We start from the raw sequence: 15,251 nt of genomic DNA, 5'->3' as shown, positions 1-15,251 counted from the left end.
CCTATCTACCGAAACACCTTGCTCCGGAACCGAGCCCCGGCAGCCACGTTCTTCTCCCAAATCGGAGTTCTGCGTGACGAAAGCAGCCACGACCGCCGCCCCGGCCCCCCGCTCGCCCGTTTCCGGCCTGTCCCCGTCGCCCTTCCTCGATGAGGGGGCGTCCGGCCGCTCCCTGGCGGCCAGCCTGATCGAGGCCTTCCGCACCGTCCGGGACGAGACCGAGCGCCGCGCCGCGCCGCTGTCGGCGGAGGACCAGACCGTCCAGTCGATGCCCGACGCCAGCCCGGCCAAGTGGCACCGCGCCCATACCACCTGGTTCTTCGAGCAGTTCCTGCTCGGTGAGCACTGCAAGGGCTACGTGCCGTTTCATCCGGACTACGCCTACCTGTTCAACTCCTATTATGTATCGGCGGGCCCGCGGCACGCCCGCAACCAGCGCGGCCTCCTGACCCGCCCCGGCGTCGAGGATGTCGCGGCCTATCGCCGCCATGTCGACGCCGCCATGGTGCGCTTCCTCGCCAGCGCCGATGACGCGACGCTGGGCAGGATCGCGCCGCTGATGGAGGTCGGGCTGAACCACGAGCAGCAGCACCAGGAGCTGATGCTCACCGACATCCTGCACGTATTCGCCCACAATCCGATTCCGCCCGCCTACCAGCCGGGCTGGACCTTCCCCGCGCCGCGCCGCGACGGCGCCGCCGAAGTCGCGCTGACCGAAGGCATCCACAGCATCGGGCACGCCCCCGACACCTTCCACTTCGACAACGAACGCCCCGTGCACCGTGCCCTCGTCGGCCCGGTGAAGCTTGCCCGCAACCTCGTGACCAACCGTGAGTGGCTCGCCTTCATGGCCGATGGCGGCTACCGCACGCCGACGCTGTGGCTGATGGACGGCTTTGCCGCGGTCACCAGCGAGGAATGGGACGCGCCGGGCCACTGGCGGCAGGTCGACGGCGCCTGGCACATCATGACGCTGGGCGGCCTGCAGCCGGTCGATCCCGACGCGCCGGTCTGCCATGTCAGCTATTATGAGGCGGACGCGTTCGCGCGCTGGGCAGGCAAGCACCTGCCGACCGAGATGGAATGGGAAGTCGCCGCCCGCGCCGGCCAGCTCAACGACGCCTTCGGCATCGTCTGGCAGTGGACACGCAGCGCCTATGCCCCCTACCCGGGCTATCGCGCCATCGAAGGCGCGCTCGGCGAATACAACGGCAAATTCATGGTGAACCAGCTGGTGCTGCGCGGCTCCTCGCTCGCCACGCCCGAGGGCCACAGCCGCGTCACCTATCGCAATTTCTTCTATCCGCACCACCGGTGGCAATTCACCGGGCTGCGGCTTGCCGATTACGTCGTCTGAGGGAGACGCCAGCGCCACGCGGAACGGCGTTCCGGCGGTGCTGCGCACTGAGAAAACGACAACGGCGCCGGCCAGGCGCCATGTGGGAGAGATTGCGATGAACATGCATTCCAGCGCCGCGGCCGCCTGTCCGTTTGCCGGCAAGGACGGCTCCGCCGACACCGCCTTCGCCGACGATGTCGTCGCCGGGCTCGGCCAGCCCGAGCAGAAAGTGCTGTCGCCGAAATACTTCTACGACGCCGCGGGCTCGGCTCTGTTCGAGCAGATCACCGTGCTGCCGGAGTACTATCCGACCCGCACCGAGCTCGGCATTCTCAAGGCGCGCGGCAAGGACATCGCCGCGATCATTCCCGATGGCGCGGCGCTGATCGAGTTCGGCGCCGGCGCCACCACCAAGGTGCGCCTGCTGCTGGAGCGCGGCCGGCTCGGCCGCCGCCTCGGCGCCTATGTCCCCGTCGACATCTCCGGCGAATTCCTCGCCGGCCAGGCGCGCGATCTCCGGCATGACTACCCTGCCCTGACGGTGCTGCCGGTGGTCGCCGACTTCACCACGGCGTTCGCCCTGCCCGCCGAGGTCGCGGCGATGCCCAAGGTCGGCTTCTTCCCGGGCTCGACCCTCGGCAATTTCGAGCCGGACGAGGCCCGCGCCTTTCTTCGCAGCGCCCGCGCGCTGCTCGGCGCCGGCGCCATCCTGATCATCGGCATCGACCTGGAGAAGGACGAGACGCTGTTGCGGGCCGCCTACAACGACGCCGCCGGCGTCACCGCGCGCTTCAACCTCAATCTGCTGGTGCGCATCAACCGCGAGCTCGGCGGCAATTTCGATCTCTCCGGCTTCACCCATCGCGCCGTCTACAACCACGAGCGCCATCGCATTGAGATGCACCTGATCAGCCGCAAGGCGCAGACCGTGCGCGTGCTCGGCCACAGCGTTCCGTTCCGCACCGGCGAGACCATCCACACCGAGAACAGCTACAAATACAGCCTCGACCGCTTCAGTGCGCTGGCGCGCAGCTCGGGCTGGCGCACGCAGCAGTCATGGACCGATCCGGACGCGATGTTCTCGGTGCATGCGCTGCGGGCCGAGGCGGACTGATCGCACGACAGCATGAGACGTTTTTCTCCGTCATGCCCGGGCTTGTCCCGGGCATCCACAACTTAAGGGCACCTCAGTAAGAAAGACGTGGATGGCCGGGACAAGCCCGGCCATGACGAGTTCAACAGCAATTGCCGCGTTTCATGGCTGCTTTCGATTCAGCCTCTCAGGGGAAATTCCGCCCTCAGGTGCGGCCGCCCGGCTCCGCGCCCGTCCCCAGCGAGATCGCCTCCCAGGTCGCGACCACGATCAGCACCACGGTCGTCAGCACCGACAGCACCAGCGGCGACATCAGTTCGCCGCCGGCGGCGAGCGCCAGCAGCGCGGCGATGCCGACGACATGCGACGGCTGCCAGTGGCCGCGGATCGTGCGCTTGAACAGGATGGTGCCGATCAGGAACAGCAGCGGTCCGCCGACCACGCTGAGAATCGTCTTGAGGTCGGTATGGCCTTCCGGATGGGCCAGCACCAGTTCGTCGGCCACCGCCGACATGATGATGCCTGCCACCATCGGCATGTGAAAGTAGGTGTAGGCGAGCCGCGCGATGCGCCCGGGATCGTTGGCGCTGGAGATGCGCTCGGCCCCCGCCTCCGCGCCCTTGTGAAAATAGATCCACCACATCGCGATGCTGCCGACGAACGAGGCGACGAAGGCGGCGATGGTCGGCCCCGACCAGGCGAGATCGGCGAAGGTCGCGCCGGTGACCACGACCGACTCGCCGAGCGCAATGAGGATGAACGCCGACGAGCGCTCGGCCATGTGACCGCCCTCGACATTCCAGTCGTCGATGGTCGAGGCGCCGAGCCAGGGGGTGCGAAAGCGCGACACCGGGCCGAGGTACTCGATCAGCACCGCCAGCGCCCACAGGACCAGCCGCGCCTGCGGGTCGGCGAGGCCGCCCGCGATCCACAGCACGCCGCTGACCGACAGCCACGCCAGGATACGGATGAAATTGCGCCGCATGCCCTGCTCGGAGGCCGGCAGCAGCCACAGCGTCACCGCCGAGCGGCCGACCTGCATGGCGGCAAAAGCGACGCCGAACGCCAGTCCCCGCGCGTCAAACGCCGCCGGCAGCGACGTCGACAGCACGAGGCCGCCGAGCATCAGCAGAAACAGCAGGATGCGCACGGGCGTGCGGTCCGGGTCGAGCCAGTTGGTGACCCAGGAGGTGAAAATCCACACCCACCACACTGCCAGGAACAGCACGGTGACCCGTGCGCCGCCGAGCAGCGAGAAATCCTTCAGCAGGGCATGGGAGATCTGGGTGACCGCGAACACGAACACCAGGTCGAAGAACAGCTCGACCGCGGTGACGCGGCTGTGCTGGTGCGCCTCGCGCACCCGCAGCACCGAGCGGCGTCCACCCTCGTTCATGCCGTGCGGCGGCCTGCGGCCGCTCCGCGCGAGCTCACGCCTCAGGCGTCCCGGTCTGCAGCGCCAGGGCATGCAGAACGCCGCCCATCTGGCCCTTCAGCGACTGGTAGACGATCTGGTGCTGCTGCACCCGCGACTTGCCACGAAACGATTCGGAGATGACGGTCGCGGCATAGTGATCACCGTCCCCCGCAAGGTCACGGATCGTGACCTCAGCGTCGGGAATGGCCGCCTTGATCATGGCCTCGATATCCCGCGCATCCATAGGCATTTCTGAGTACTCCAGCGATCGCCCTGCGGCCCCGTGCCGCGCCTGATCGCAGCCAAATTTAACGCGATCGGCGGGCCCCGTCACGTCTTCCGGACCCCCTCGGAGGTACTATATCCACGGTCTGCGTGGTCGCACCCCGTCCCCGCCCGGGGACGGGACAGCCGCGCCCGGCTTCCAGGATCGTTTCCCTCCTCAAACCGCTCCAGAACCGCCTCCCAAAAAAGCATCAGGACAGGCCTTCCCTCATGAAAGTTCCCGGCCCCGACCATCCCATCACGATCGCGTCAAACCCCAACCATGTCCGGGTCTCCGTCGGCGAAACGGTGGTCGCCGAGACCGGCCGTTCGCTCACCCTGAAAGAGGCGAGCTATCCGGCCGTCGAGTACCTGCCACGCGAGGCCGCCAACATGGCGCTGCTGACGCGCACCAACCACACCACGCACTGCCCCTATAAGGGCGACGCGAGCTATTTCAGCATCACCGTGGACGGCAAGACGCTGGAGAATGCGATCTGGACCTACGAGCAGCCCTATGATGCGGTTCGTGCCATCGCCGGGCATCTCGCCTTCTATCCCGACAAGGTGACGATCCAGCAACTGACCAACTGATCGCGATCGGTCCGCCGCACGTCCTGCCGGCGGATGCCACGTCATCCGCCGGTCATCGGTAATTGTGCCTGGTGCGCACGGGGCTTGCGTTTCGGCTTCCGCACCCGCATGGAGTCCCCTAAGGTCGAACCATCAGGCAGGGGGAAGCGGCAAGCCATGTCCGATCGCAATGCGGCGCTCGATCGCGCACGGACCTTCATCACGGTTCTGGTGCTCGCCAACCACACGGTGGTGGCGTATACCGCGTTCGGCCGCTTCTATCCCAACCACTATCTGTGGTCGACGGCGCCGATCGTCGACGCGCAGAAGTGGATCGGCTTCAACCTGCTGACGCTGTTCAACGACGCCTTCTTCATGTCGTTGATGTTCCTGCTGTCGGGACTGTTCGTGTGGCCGAGCCTGCAGCGCAAGGGCGTCGGGCATTTCCTGCGTGATCGCGCGCTGCGTCTCGGCGTGCCGTTCCTCGCCGCGATCCTGCTGCTGATGCCGATCGCCTACTATGCCTCCTTCAGCCTGACGCCGGCAAAGCTGAGCTTCGGCGAGTTCTGGCTGCAGAATGTGCGCAGCGGCATCTGGTTCGATGGCCCGACCTGGTTCATCTGGTTCCTGCTGCTGCTCGACCTCATCGCGATCCCGGTCGTGCTGCTGGCGCCGGGACTGATCACCGCCATCAATCGCCTGTCGACGGCCTCGACCGCGCGGCCCTGGCTGTTCGTCGGCGCGCTGTTCGTCGCCTCCGCCATCGCCTACGTGCCGATGCTCTTCCACTTCGGCGCGGTGAGCTGGTTCAATTTCGGGCCGCTGCAGGTGCAGGCAAGCCGCGTGGTGCTGTACGGCGTGTTCTTCTTCGCCGGCATGGGCATCGGCGCCGCCGACATCGACAAGGGCCTGCTGGCGCGGGCCGGCCATCTCGCACGCCACTGGTGGGCCTGGGTGGCCATGGCGGCGGTGGCATTCACCGCGCTGACCGTGCTGATCAACTTCCGCCGCATGCGCCTCGGCAATCTTGCCGGCGCGCCGCCGTTCTGGTGGCAGAGCAGCTACGGCGTGGTCTATGCGCTGGCCTGCGTCACCATCAGCGTCGCCATCCTGGCACTGTTCCTGCGCTTCGCGCAGGGTGAGAAGAACCTGCTCGATCCGCTGCGCGCCGACGCCTACGGCATCTACGTCTTTCACTATATCCCCTGCCTGTGGCTGCAATACGCGCTGCTGCCGAGCACCATGCATGTCAGCCTGAAGGTGCTGATCGTGTTCGTCGGCACGCTGGCATCGAGCTGGGCGGTCACCGCCGCGCTGCGCCGCATCCCCGGCGCGACGCGCATCCTGTAGATCGCCTCCTTCAGATCGCATCCCGCAGACAGCGGTGCCATGGCGCGCAGCCGGCGCCGGATGGACGAATATTCCACGCCGTCCATCGTCTGTCCGCGCCGCGAAATTAAGGCTGCCGCGCGCGTCGGCTGACCGATTGCCGCAGCGTTCCCGTCGTCAGCAAGTCGGACTTCACTTCGCCTCCCGCTTCGGCTAGGCACTCCGCAATTCTCCCGTCCGGGCGTCACCGACCGGACGAATTCACGACATCGTCCCGCAGCCGCGTCACGCGGGGCGCCGACCATCAAGGATTGAGCTTCGATGACCAGGCACTGGCTGACCAGCTACGGCACACAGATCCCGGCCGAGATCGATGCGGATGCTCATCCTTCCGTGCTTGCCATGCTCGAGCAGGCGATGACGCGCTATGCCGACAGGCCCGCCTTCCGCTGCTTTGGCCAGACGCTGACCTATGCCGACATCGACCGCCTGTCGCGCGACTTCGCGGCCTTCCTGCAGACGACGCTCGGTGTCCGCAAGGGCGACCGCGTCGCGGTGATGCTGCCGAACCTGCCGGCGTTTCCCCTGGCCATGCTCGGGATCATCCGGGCCGGCGCCATCCAGGTCAACGTCAACCCGCTCTACACGCCGCGCGAGCTCGCCCACCAGCTCAACGATGCCGGGGTGAAGGCCATCGTCGTCTTTGCCGGCGTCTCGGCGACGTTCGCCGAGATCATCGGCCAGACCGGCGTCGAACATGTCATCACCGTCGGCCTGACGGACGGCACCGCGGCGCAGCTCGCCAGTCCGCCGGTCGATGCGCGGCTCGGGAATGCGACCGCGTTCGCGCAGGCACTGACCAAGGGCGCGACGCTTCCCCTGGCGTCCCCGCCGCTCACCGGCGACGACATCCTGTTCCTGCAATACACCGGCGGCACCACCGGGCTTTCCAAGGGCGCAGCGCTGTCGCATCGCAACCTCGTCGCCAACACCGAGCAGTACAGGGCGTTCATGCCCGATGCCCAAAGCCCGGGCGAAGAGATCATCGTCACGGCGCTGCCGCTCTATCACATCTTCGCGCTGATGGTGAATTTCATCACCTACTTCTCGCTCGGCGCGGACAACTGGCTGGTGCCCAATCCGCGCGACATGGCGGGATTCATCGACATCCTGAAACAGGCGCGCCCCACCGTCCTGACCGGCGTCAACACGCTGTTCGCCGGCCTGCTGATGCAGCCCAACATCGGCGAGGTCGATTTCTCCCGTCTCAAGGTCGCGATCGGCGGCGGCGCCGCCGTGCTGCCGACGACGTCGGAGAAGTGGAAGCAGCTCACCGGCAAGGACATCCTCGAAGGCTACGGCCTGTCGGAGACTTCGCCGGTCCTCACCCTCAACCCGATGACGCGCGAAGGCTTTTCCGGCACCGTCGGCCTGCCGTTTCCCTCCACCGACATCAAGCTGCTGGGCGAGAACGACGTCGAGGTCGCCCTCGGCGAAGCCGGCGAGGTCTGCGTGCGCGGGCCGCAGGTGATGCGTGGCTACTGGCAGAAGGACGACGCCAACGCCGCGGCCTTCACCGCCGACGGCTATTTCCGCACCGGCGATGTCGGCGTGTTCGATCGCGACGGCTTCCTGCGGATCGTCGACCGCAAGAAGGACATGATCATCGTCTCCGGCTTCAACGTCTATCCCAACGAGATCGAGGCGGTCGCGACCGCCTGCGCCGGCGTCGCCGAATGCGCCTGCGTCGGCCGCCCCGACGACAGGACCGGCGAAGCGATCGTGCTGTTCGTGGTGAAGATGCCGGGCGCGGCCGTGACCGAGGCCGACGTGATCGCCCACTGCCGGCGCGAACTGACGGCCTACAAGGTGCCGAAGGAAGTGCGCCTGGTCGAGGCGCTGCCGAAATCCAACGTCGGCAAGATCCTGCGCAAGGACCTGCGTCCGCTGGTCTAGCGCGCGTTCTCTTGTGATGGACTAGCCGGGTGTCGCGACGCCGCGCAGGCGGTCGCGGTCGAGGCGCGCGCAGGCGGTGACGAAGTCGATCACCGCCCGCATCGGCGCCAGCTCGACGAGATCGGGATGCGCCAGCAGCCAGATGTCGGAGAGGCCCGCGAGCTTGTTGGGCGCGACGCGGACGAGATCGTCATGGGCGTCGCCGACGATGCACGACATCGCGCAGATGCCGATCCCCGCCCGCACCGCCGCCAGCATGTCGGACTGCGACGAGCAGCGCATCACCACCGTGGCGCGCCGCGCGACATGGTCGCTCCAGCGCCCGAGCTCGGCGTTGGAGGCCTTGTCGGCGAAGCCGATGATGTGGTGGCCGCCCCAGCCGTCGCGGCTCGCGGGCAGCGAATGCCGCGCGACATAGGCACGCGACGCATAGAAGCCGACGCCGAGGCGCGCGATCTTGCGGCCGATCAGGTTCTCGTCGCCCGCCTGAAAGATGCGCAGCACGATATCCGCCTCGCGCCGCCGCACGCTGACCGGAAAGGGATGGGTGACGAACTCGATCTCGACGTCGCGATGGTCGGCGAGAAAGGTCGCCATGTGCGGCATCAGCCAGTAGGCGGCGAGCGTCGGGCCGATCGACAGGCGGACGCGGCCACGCGCCCGCGTGCCGCGCGCCGATACCTCGGCCTCGGCGCGCAGCGCGGCGGCGGCCATCACCTCGGCATGCTCGCGCAGCCGCTCGCCAGGGGGCGTCAGCACCAGCCCGTCGTTGCCGCGGGCGAACAGCTTGGTGCCAAGCTGCGTCTCCAGCGCGGCCACCGCCCGGCTGACCGTCGGGTGGCTGGCGCGCAACCGCCGCGCCGCGCCGAGATAGCTGCCCGCCTCCGCCACCGCCAAGAAGGTGCGGCACTGCTCCCAGTCCATCGCCATTGTACAAATCCGATGCCAACTCTGTTCAAATTCGAACACAGCGGGGGCGTCCGTCAAGGCTAGACTGCGCCGCAACAGACCAGGAGGAACCATGACCCTGCCCGCTTCGCTGCACGGAAAACTCGATCTGCCGGTGGTCGGCTCGCCGCTCTTCATCGTCTCGGGCCCCGAGCTCGTGATCGCCCAGTGCAAGGCCGGCATCGTCGGCTCGTTCCCCGCCCTCAACGCCCGCCCGGTCGAGAAGCTCGACGAATGGCTGAGCCGCATCACCGACGAGCTCGGCGAGTATCAGGCCGCGAACCCGGACAAGAAGGTCGCCCCCTACGCGGTCAACCAGATCTGCCACGCCTCCAACGACCGCCTGATGAAGGACATGGAGACGTGCGTGAAGCACAAGGCGCCGATCATCATCACCTCGCTGCGCCCGCCGGCGGAGATCGTCGAGGCCGCGCACTCCTATGGCGGCGTCGTGTTCCATGACGTCATCAACGTCAAGCACGCCCGCAAGGCCGCCGAACAGGGCGTCGACGGCCTGATCCTGGTGTGCGCCGGCGCCGGCGGTCATGCCGGCACGCTGTCGCCGTTCGCGCTGGTGCGCGAGGTCAAGCAGTGGTTCAAGGGCACCATTCTGGTGTCCGGCGCGATCTCCGACGGCTGGGGCATCGCCTCCGCGCTCGCGCTCGGCGCCGATCTCGCCTACATGGGCACGCGCTTCATCGCCACCGAGGAGGCCAACGCCGACGCCGCCTACAAACAGGCGCTGATCGACTACGCCGCCCACGACACGGTCTACACCAACCTGTTCACCGGCGTGCACGGCAACTATCTGGGACCATCGATCGCCGCCGCCGGCCTCGATCCCGCCAACCTGCCGGTCGCCGACAAGTCGAAGATGAACTTCAGTTCCGGCGGCAACATGAAGGCCAAGGCCTGGCGCGACATCTGGGGCTCGGGCCAGGGCATCGGCCAGATCACCGACGCGCCGCCGGTGGCGGATCTGGTGGCGCGCCTCAAGCGTGAGTTCGGCGAGGCGACCGACGACTTCGGCCGGCGCGCCATCGCCTGACCAGGCCGGCCCGCACAAGCGGGCCGGTTCAATCAAGAAACATCGAGGGAGAACTGACCATGGCAGCCGCTTTGCTGCGAACGATGACGCTCGGCCTGATCGCCGCCTGCGCGATCGCGACCGCCCGCGCCGACAACGGCCCGACCGAGATCCGGATCGGCCAGACCCTGCCCTACAGCGGCCCGCTGTCCGGCTTCGGCGCCATCGGCCGCGTCCAGGAGGCGTACTTCGCCAAGATCAACGCCGAGGGCGGCATCAACGGCCGCAAGGTCAGGTTCATCAGCCTCGACGACGCCTACTCGCCGCCCAAGACCGTGGAGCACACCCGCCGCCTCGTCGAGCAGGACGAGGTGCTGCTGATGTTCGGCGCGCTCGGCACCGCAACCAACAACGCCGTGCACCGCTACCTCAACGGCAAGAAGGTGCCGCAGCTGTTCGTGCTGAGCGGCGCGGCGAAGTGGAACGATCCCAAAGCGTATCCCTGGACCATGCCCGGCATGGCCGCCTACGCCACCGAGGGCGTCGTCTACGCCAAGTATGTGCTGCAGGCCAAACCCAATGCCAAGATCGCGATCCTCGCCCAGAACGACGACTTCGGCCGCGACTATGTCGGCGGCTTCAAGCGCGCGCTCGGCGACAAGGCGGCGTCGCTGATCGTTGCGGAGGCGAGCTACGAGCCGACCGCGCCGACCATCTCCTCGCAGCTCGCGGCCCTGAAGGCGTCCGGCGCCGACGTACTGTTCGGCGTCACGCTCGGCAAGTTCACCTCGCAGATGATCAAGGGGGTCGCCGAGATCAACTGGAAGCCGGACCTGTTCTTCGTGCCGACATCGGCATCCTCGATCACCTTCCTCGAGCCGGCCGGCCTCGACAATGCGGTCGGGCTGATCTCGTCGAGCTATGCCAAGGATGTCGGCGATGCCCAGTGGGCCGAAGCCACCGACGTCCGCGATTATTTCGCCTTCATGAAGCAGCACATGCCCGCGGTCGATCCGCGAAACGGCAACTATGCCACCGGCTACACCAACGCACGGCTGCTGGTGGAGGTGCTCCAGGCCTGCGGCGACGATCTCAGCCGCGACAATGTCCTGCGTCAGGCGACAGCCTTGCGCGAGCAGCAATTGCCGCTGCTGCTGCCGGGGATTACCGTCTCCACGGCGTCGGACGACTATCTGCCGTTCCAGACGCTCCGGCTGCGCCGCTTCGACGGCAAGAGCTGGATCGGCTTCGGCAACCTGATCGACGATCGCTAACGCAAGGGCGCGCACGACATGATCATCAGCGGCGAACGCAGCATCGATACCCCGACCATCCAGGCCCGTATCGCGCGGGCGGCCACCGGCTTCAATAGCCTCGGCCTCAGCGACGGCCGCCCGGTCGCGCTGATGCTGCGCAACGACTTCGCGCTGTTCGAGGTGTCGAGCGCGGCGGCGGCGCTCGGCTCGCCGGTGGTGCCGATCAACTGGCATCTCAAGGCGGACGAGGTCGGCTACATCCTCGCCGACTGCGGCACCGACATCCTGGTCTGCCATGCGGATCTGCTGCCGCAGATTCGTGACGGCCTGCCCAAGCGCTTGCAACTCCTCGTGGTGGCGACGCCACCGGAGATCGCCGCCTGCTACGGCGTGTCGCCGGAGCAGTGCGCGGTGCCCGACGGCTGCGTCGACTGGGACACCTGGCGCGACGGCCATGCGCCGTGGAGCGCGGCGCCGCTGCGCGCCTCGCCGATGTTCTACACCTCCGGCACCACCGGGCGGCCGAAGGGCGTGCGGCGCGCGCCGATGCGGCCCGAGCAAGCCGCGGCCGCCGAGCACATCAGCGGTATCACCTATGGCGTCAAGCCCAACGAAAACCAGATCATCCTGATGAATGGGCCGATGTACCATTCGGCGCCTAATTCCTATGGCATGCTCGCGTTCCGCCACGGCTGCACCATCGTGCTGGAGCCGCGGTTCGATCCAGAAGACCTGCTGCAGCTGATCGAAAAGCATCGCATCACCCACATGCACATGGTGCCGACCATGTTCGTGCGGCTGCTGCGCCTGCCCGACGAGGTCAAGACGCGCTACGACCTGTCGTCGCTACGCTTCGTCGTGCATGGCGCCGCGCCCTGCCCGATCGAGGTCAAGCAGGCGATGATCCGGTGGTGGGGCCCGGTGATCAACGAGTACCTGGGATCAACCGAAACAGGCATTCCGGTGTGGCACAACTCCGCGGAGGCACTGGCCAAGCCCGGCACGGTCGGCCGCGTCATCGAGGGCGGCGTGGTCAGGATCTATCGCCCCGACGGTACGGAATGCGCGGTCGGCGAGCCCGGCGAGATCTACATGCGCCAGACCGCGATCTCCGACTTCGACTATCACGGCAAGACCGGAGCCCGCGCCGCCGCCGGCCGCGACGACCTTGTCAGCGTCGGCGACGTCGGCTTCTTCGATGCCGACGGCTACCTGTTCCTGTGCGACCGCAAGTCCGACATGGTGATCTCCGGCGGAGTCAACATCTATCCGGCCGAGATCGAGAACACGCTGATCGGCATGGACGGCGTGCGCGACTGCGCGGTGTTCGGCATTCCCGACGAGGAGTTCGGCGAGCGACTGTGCGCCTATATCGAGCCGGAGACCGGCGCGGAGCTGACGGCTGCCGCCGTGCAGGATTATCTCAAGCGCCGCCTCGCCAACTTCAAGGTGCCGCGCGAAGTCAACTTCATCGCCGCGCTGCCGCGCGAGGCCAGCGGCAAGATCTTCAAGCGCAAGCTGCGCGCACCGTACTGGGAGGGGCGGACGGGGGCGTGAGGATTGGGCTGATCGGGAAGTTCGATCAATCCGAAACGAAGCGGTCGCTACTTGAATTCGTCATGCCCGGGCTTGTCCCGGGTATCCACGTCTTCAGAGCATGTCAGCACAAAAGACGTGAATGCCCGGCACAAGGCCGGGCATGACGGAGAAAACTGACGCGCTGCGTTCTGACTGCACTCGGACGAAGAAGAATTTACGCCTTGCCCGCCATGTACTCCGGCAGCCAGCGCTCGAACGAGACGTTGAGCTGCTTCACCGGCACTTCGCCCTCGCCGGCGATGGCCAGCGTATCACCGCCGGTGGTGCCGATCTGCAGGTACGGCACCTCGACCGCCTTGAGCTTGGTGAGCACGCCGAGCAGTTCGCTCTGCGGCACGGTGACGATGTAGCGCGCCTGGTCTTCGCCGAACCAGAAGGCGTGCGGCACGAGGCCTTCGGGCGCCGCATCGAGGTTGGCGCCGATGCCGCCGGCGATCGCCATCTCGGCGAGCGCGACCAGGAGACCGCCGTCGGCGATGTCGTGCACGGCGGTCGCCGAACCCGCATGGATCATGCCGCGCACCACGTCGCCGTTGCGCTTCTCGATCGCGAGATCGACCGGCGGCGGAGCGCCCTCCTCGCGACCGCAGACGTCGCGCAGATACGCCGACTGGCCGAGCCAGCCTTCGGTGGCGCCGATCAGCAGGATCGCTTCGCCCTTGGCCTTGAACGCCAGCGTCGCCGACTTGGTGAAGTCGTCGAGCACGCCGACGCCGCCGATCGACGGGGTCGGCAGGATGCCGCGGCCGTTGGTCTCGTTGTAGAGCGAGACGTTGCCGGACACGACCGGGAAGTCGAGCGCGGTGCATGCCGCCGAGATGCCGCGCAGGCAATACACGAACTGGCCCATGATCTCGGGCCGCTCGGGATTGCCGAAATTGAGGTTGTCAGTGATCGCCAGCGGCCGGCCGCCGACGGCGGTGATGTTGCGCCAGGCTTCCGCCACCGCCTGCTTGCCGCCCTCGAACGGATCGGCCTCGCAATAGCGCGGCGTGACATCGACGGTCAGCGCGAGACCCTTGGGGCCGTCGGCGACGCGCACCACCGCGGCATCGCCGCCCGGGCGCTGCAGCGTGTTGCCGATGATGACATGGTCGTACTGCTCCCACACCCAGCGCTTGGAGCAGAGGTCCGGCGTTGCCAAAAGCTTCTCCAGCGCGGCGAGCGGCGCCAGCGGCGCCTTGACGTCGCGGGCATGGATCACCGGCAGCTTCGGGCTCTCGACGAACGGGCGGTCATAGAGCGGCGCCTCGTCACCAAGCTCCTTGATCGGCAGGTCGGCCATGACGGCGCCACCATGCTTGATGACGAAGCGCTTGCTCGGCGTGGTGTAGCCGACGATGGCGAAGTCGAGGCCCCACTTGCGGAAGATCGCTTCCGCTTCCTTTTCCTTCTCGGGCTTGAGAACCATGAGCATGCGCTCCTGGCTTTCCGAGAGCATCATCTCGTAGGCACTCATGCCGGTCTCGCGGGTCGGCACCGCGTCGAGATCGAGGTCGACGCCGAGGTCGCCCTTGGCGCCCATCTCGACCGCCGAACAGGTGAGGCCCGCCGCGCCCATGTCCTGGATCGCGATGACGCAGTCCTTGGCCATGATCTCCAGGCACGCCTCAAGCAGCAGCTTCTCGGCGAAGGGATCGCCGACCTGCACGGTCGGGCGCTTCTCCTCCGACGCGTCGTCGAACTCGGCCGACGCCATGGTGGCGCCGTGGATGCCGTCACGGCCGGTCTTGGAGCCGAGATAGACGATCGGCATGTTCACGCCGGACGCCGCCGCATAGAAGATCTTGTCGGCGTCGGCGAGACCGACCGCCATGGCATTCACGAGGATGTTGCCGTCGTAGCGGGTGTGGAAGCGGGTCTGGCCGCCGACCGTCGGCACGCCGAACGAGTTGCCGTAGCCGCCGACGCCGGCGACGACGCCGGACACCAGATGCCGCGTCCTGGGGTGCGACGGGTCACCGAACGACAGCGCATTGAGGCAGGCGATGGGACGCGCGCCCATGGTGAAGACGTCGCGCAGGATGCCCCCGACGCCGGTGGTCGCGCCCTGGTACGGCTCGATATAGCTGGGGTGGTTGTGGCTCTCCATCTTGAAGACCACCGCCTGGCCGTCGCCGATGTCGATGACGCCGGCGTTCTCGCCCGGTCCCTGGATCACCCACGGCGCCTTGGTCGGCAGCCCGCGCAGGTGCTTGCGCGACGACTTGTACGAGCAGTGCTCGTTCCACATCGCCGAGAAGATGCCGAGCTCGGTGAAGGTCGGCTCGCGCCCGATCAGCTTGAGGATGCGCTCGTACTCGTCGGGCTTGAGGCCGTGGCTGGCGACGAGTTCGGGGGTGATCTTGGGTTCGTTGGACATGCTCTCGCGCGCGCTGGAGGGGTGTCGGGCGTCAGTGTGGATTGTCTACAACTATGCTGACAGTCAACATATTTGGCCCCTGTTTACG

At 67.2% G+C, this 15,251-nt stretch carries 12 protein-coding genes; 8 read left to right on the top strand and 4 right to left on the bottom strand.

Going from position 1 to position 15,251, the window contains the following annotated elements:
- Positions 1-73: 73 nt before the first annotated feature.
- Both egtB and egtD read left to right on the top strand, forming a co-directional pair.
- A complete protein-coding gene (gene egtB / locus JQ639_RS32500) occupies positions 74-1,357 on the top strand; it encodes an ergothioneine biosynthesis protein EgtB (protein WP_211964173.1) in 1,284 nt (427 codons plus the stop codon).
- A gap of 97 nt (positions 1,358-1,454) precedes the next feature.
- Complete coding sequence (egtD, locus tag JQ639_RS32495; protein ID WP_211964172.1) at positions 1,455-2,453, top strand: L-histidine N(alpha)-methyltransferase; 999 nt, start codon at positions 1,455-1,457, stop codon at positions 2,451-2,453.
- A 184-nt stretch (positions 2,454-2,637) separates the two neighbouring features.
- Here egtD and JQ639_RS32490 read toward each other — a convergent pair whose 3' ends face one another.
- Both JQ639_RS32490 and JQ639_RS32485 read right to left on the bottom strand, forming a co-directional pair.
- The gene (locus JQ639_RS32490) at positions 2,638-3,828 is read right to left on the bottom strand and encodes a low temperature requirement protein A (RefSeq protein WP_211964171.1); all 1,191 of its coding nucleotides are present in this window, start codon (positions 3,826-3,828) and stop codon (positions 2,638-2,640) included.
- Between the two features lie 34 nt (positions 3,829-3,862).
- Positions 3,863-4,099 carry a BolA family protein gene (locus JQ639_RS32485; protein ID WP_211964169.1) on the bottom strand — a complete coding sequence of 79 codons (237 nt, stop codon included), beginning with the start codon at positions 4,097-4,099 and terminating at the stop codon, positions 3,863-3,865.
- 245 nt (positions 4,100-4,344) lie between these two features.
- Here JQ639_RS32485 and JQ639_RS32480 point away from each other — a divergent pair, with 245 nt between their 5' ends.
- The 3 genes from JQ639_RS32480 to JQ639_RS32470 all read left to right on the top strand — a co-directional run bounded on the left by JQ639_RS32480 (position 4,345) and on the right by JQ639_RS32470 (position 7,971).
- Positions 4,345-4,707: a DUF427 domain-containing protein gene (locus JQ639_RS32480; protein WP_211964167.1), complete on the top strand. Its 363-nt coding sequence runs from the start codon at positions 4,345-4,347 to the stop codon at positions 4,705-4,707.
- Between the two features lie 156 nt (positions 4,708-4,863).
- The gene (locus JQ639_RS32475) at positions 4,864-6,036 is read left to right on the top strand and encodes an acyltransferase family protein (RefSeq protein WP_211964165.1); all 1,173 of its coding nucleotides are present in this window, start codon (positions 4,864-4,866) and stop codon (positions 6,034-6,036) included.
- Positions 6,037-6,336: 300 nt separating this feature from the next.
- Positions 6,337-7,971 carry an AMP-binding protein gene (locus tag JQ639_RS32470; RefSeq protein WP_211964163.1) on the top strand — a complete coding sequence of 545 codons (1,635 nt, stop codon included), beginning with the start codon at positions 6,337-6,339 and terminating at the stop codon, positions 7,969-7,971.
- Between the two features lie 21 nt (positions 7,972-7,992).
- On the opposite strand, the gene JQ639_RS32465 is transcribed toward JQ639_RS32470, so the two are convergent.
- Complete coding sequence (locus tag JQ639_RS32465; RefSeq protein ID WP_211965072.1) at positions 7,993-8,895, bottom strand: LysR family transcriptional regulator; 903 nt, start codon at positions 8,893-8,895, stop codon at positions 7,993-7,995.
- A gap of 97 nt (positions 8,896-8,992) precedes the next feature.
- Here JQ639_RS32465 and JQ639_RS32460 point away from each other — a divergent pair, with 97 nt between their 5' ends.
- Genes JQ639_RS32460 through JQ639_RS32450 form a run of 3 tightly spaced genes read left to right on the top strand, consistent with a single transcriptional unit; the run spans position 8,993 to position 12,759 of the window.
- Positions 8,993-9,967, top strand: a complete 975-nt coding sequence (locus JQ639_RS32460; RefSeq protein ID WP_211964161.1) for an NAD(P)H-dependent flavin oxidoreductase — start codon at positions 8,993-8,995, stop codon at positions 9,965-9,967.
- Between the two features lie 53 nt (positions 9,968-10,020).
- On the top strand, positions 10,021-11,220 hold the full coding sequence (locus tag JQ639_RS32455; protein ID WP_371745022.1) for an ABC transporter substrate-binding protein: 1,200 nt from the start codon (positions 10,021-10,023) through the stop codon (positions 11,218-11,220).
- Between the two features lie 18 nt (positions 11,221-11,238).
- Entirely contained in the window at positions 11,239-12,759 is a 1,521-nt protein-coding gene (locus tag JQ639_RS32450; protein WP_211964159.1) for an acyl-CoA synthetase, read from the top strand.
- 196 nt (positions 12,760-12,955) lie between these two features.
- On the opposite strand, the gene purL is transcribed toward JQ639_RS32450, so the two are convergent.
- Complete coding sequence (purL, locus tag JQ639_RS32445; RefSeq protein ID WP_211964158.1) at positions 12,956-15,163, bottom strand: phosphoribosylformylglycinamidine synthase subunit PurL; 2,208 nt, start codon at positions 15,161-15,163, stop codon at positions 12,956-12,958.
- Positions 15,164-15,251 lie beyond the last annotated feature (88 nt).

This window comes from Bradyrhizobium sp. U87765 SZCCT0048 (assembly GCF_018131225.1).
In the GTDB taxonomy this organism is placed as follows: Bacteria; Pseudomonadota; Alphaproteobacteria; order Rhizobiales; family Xanthobacteraceae; genus Bradyrhizobium_A.
The sequence above is the reverse complement of the archived record's forward strand: the minus strand, read 5'-3'. Positions and strand labels throughout refer to the sequence as shown.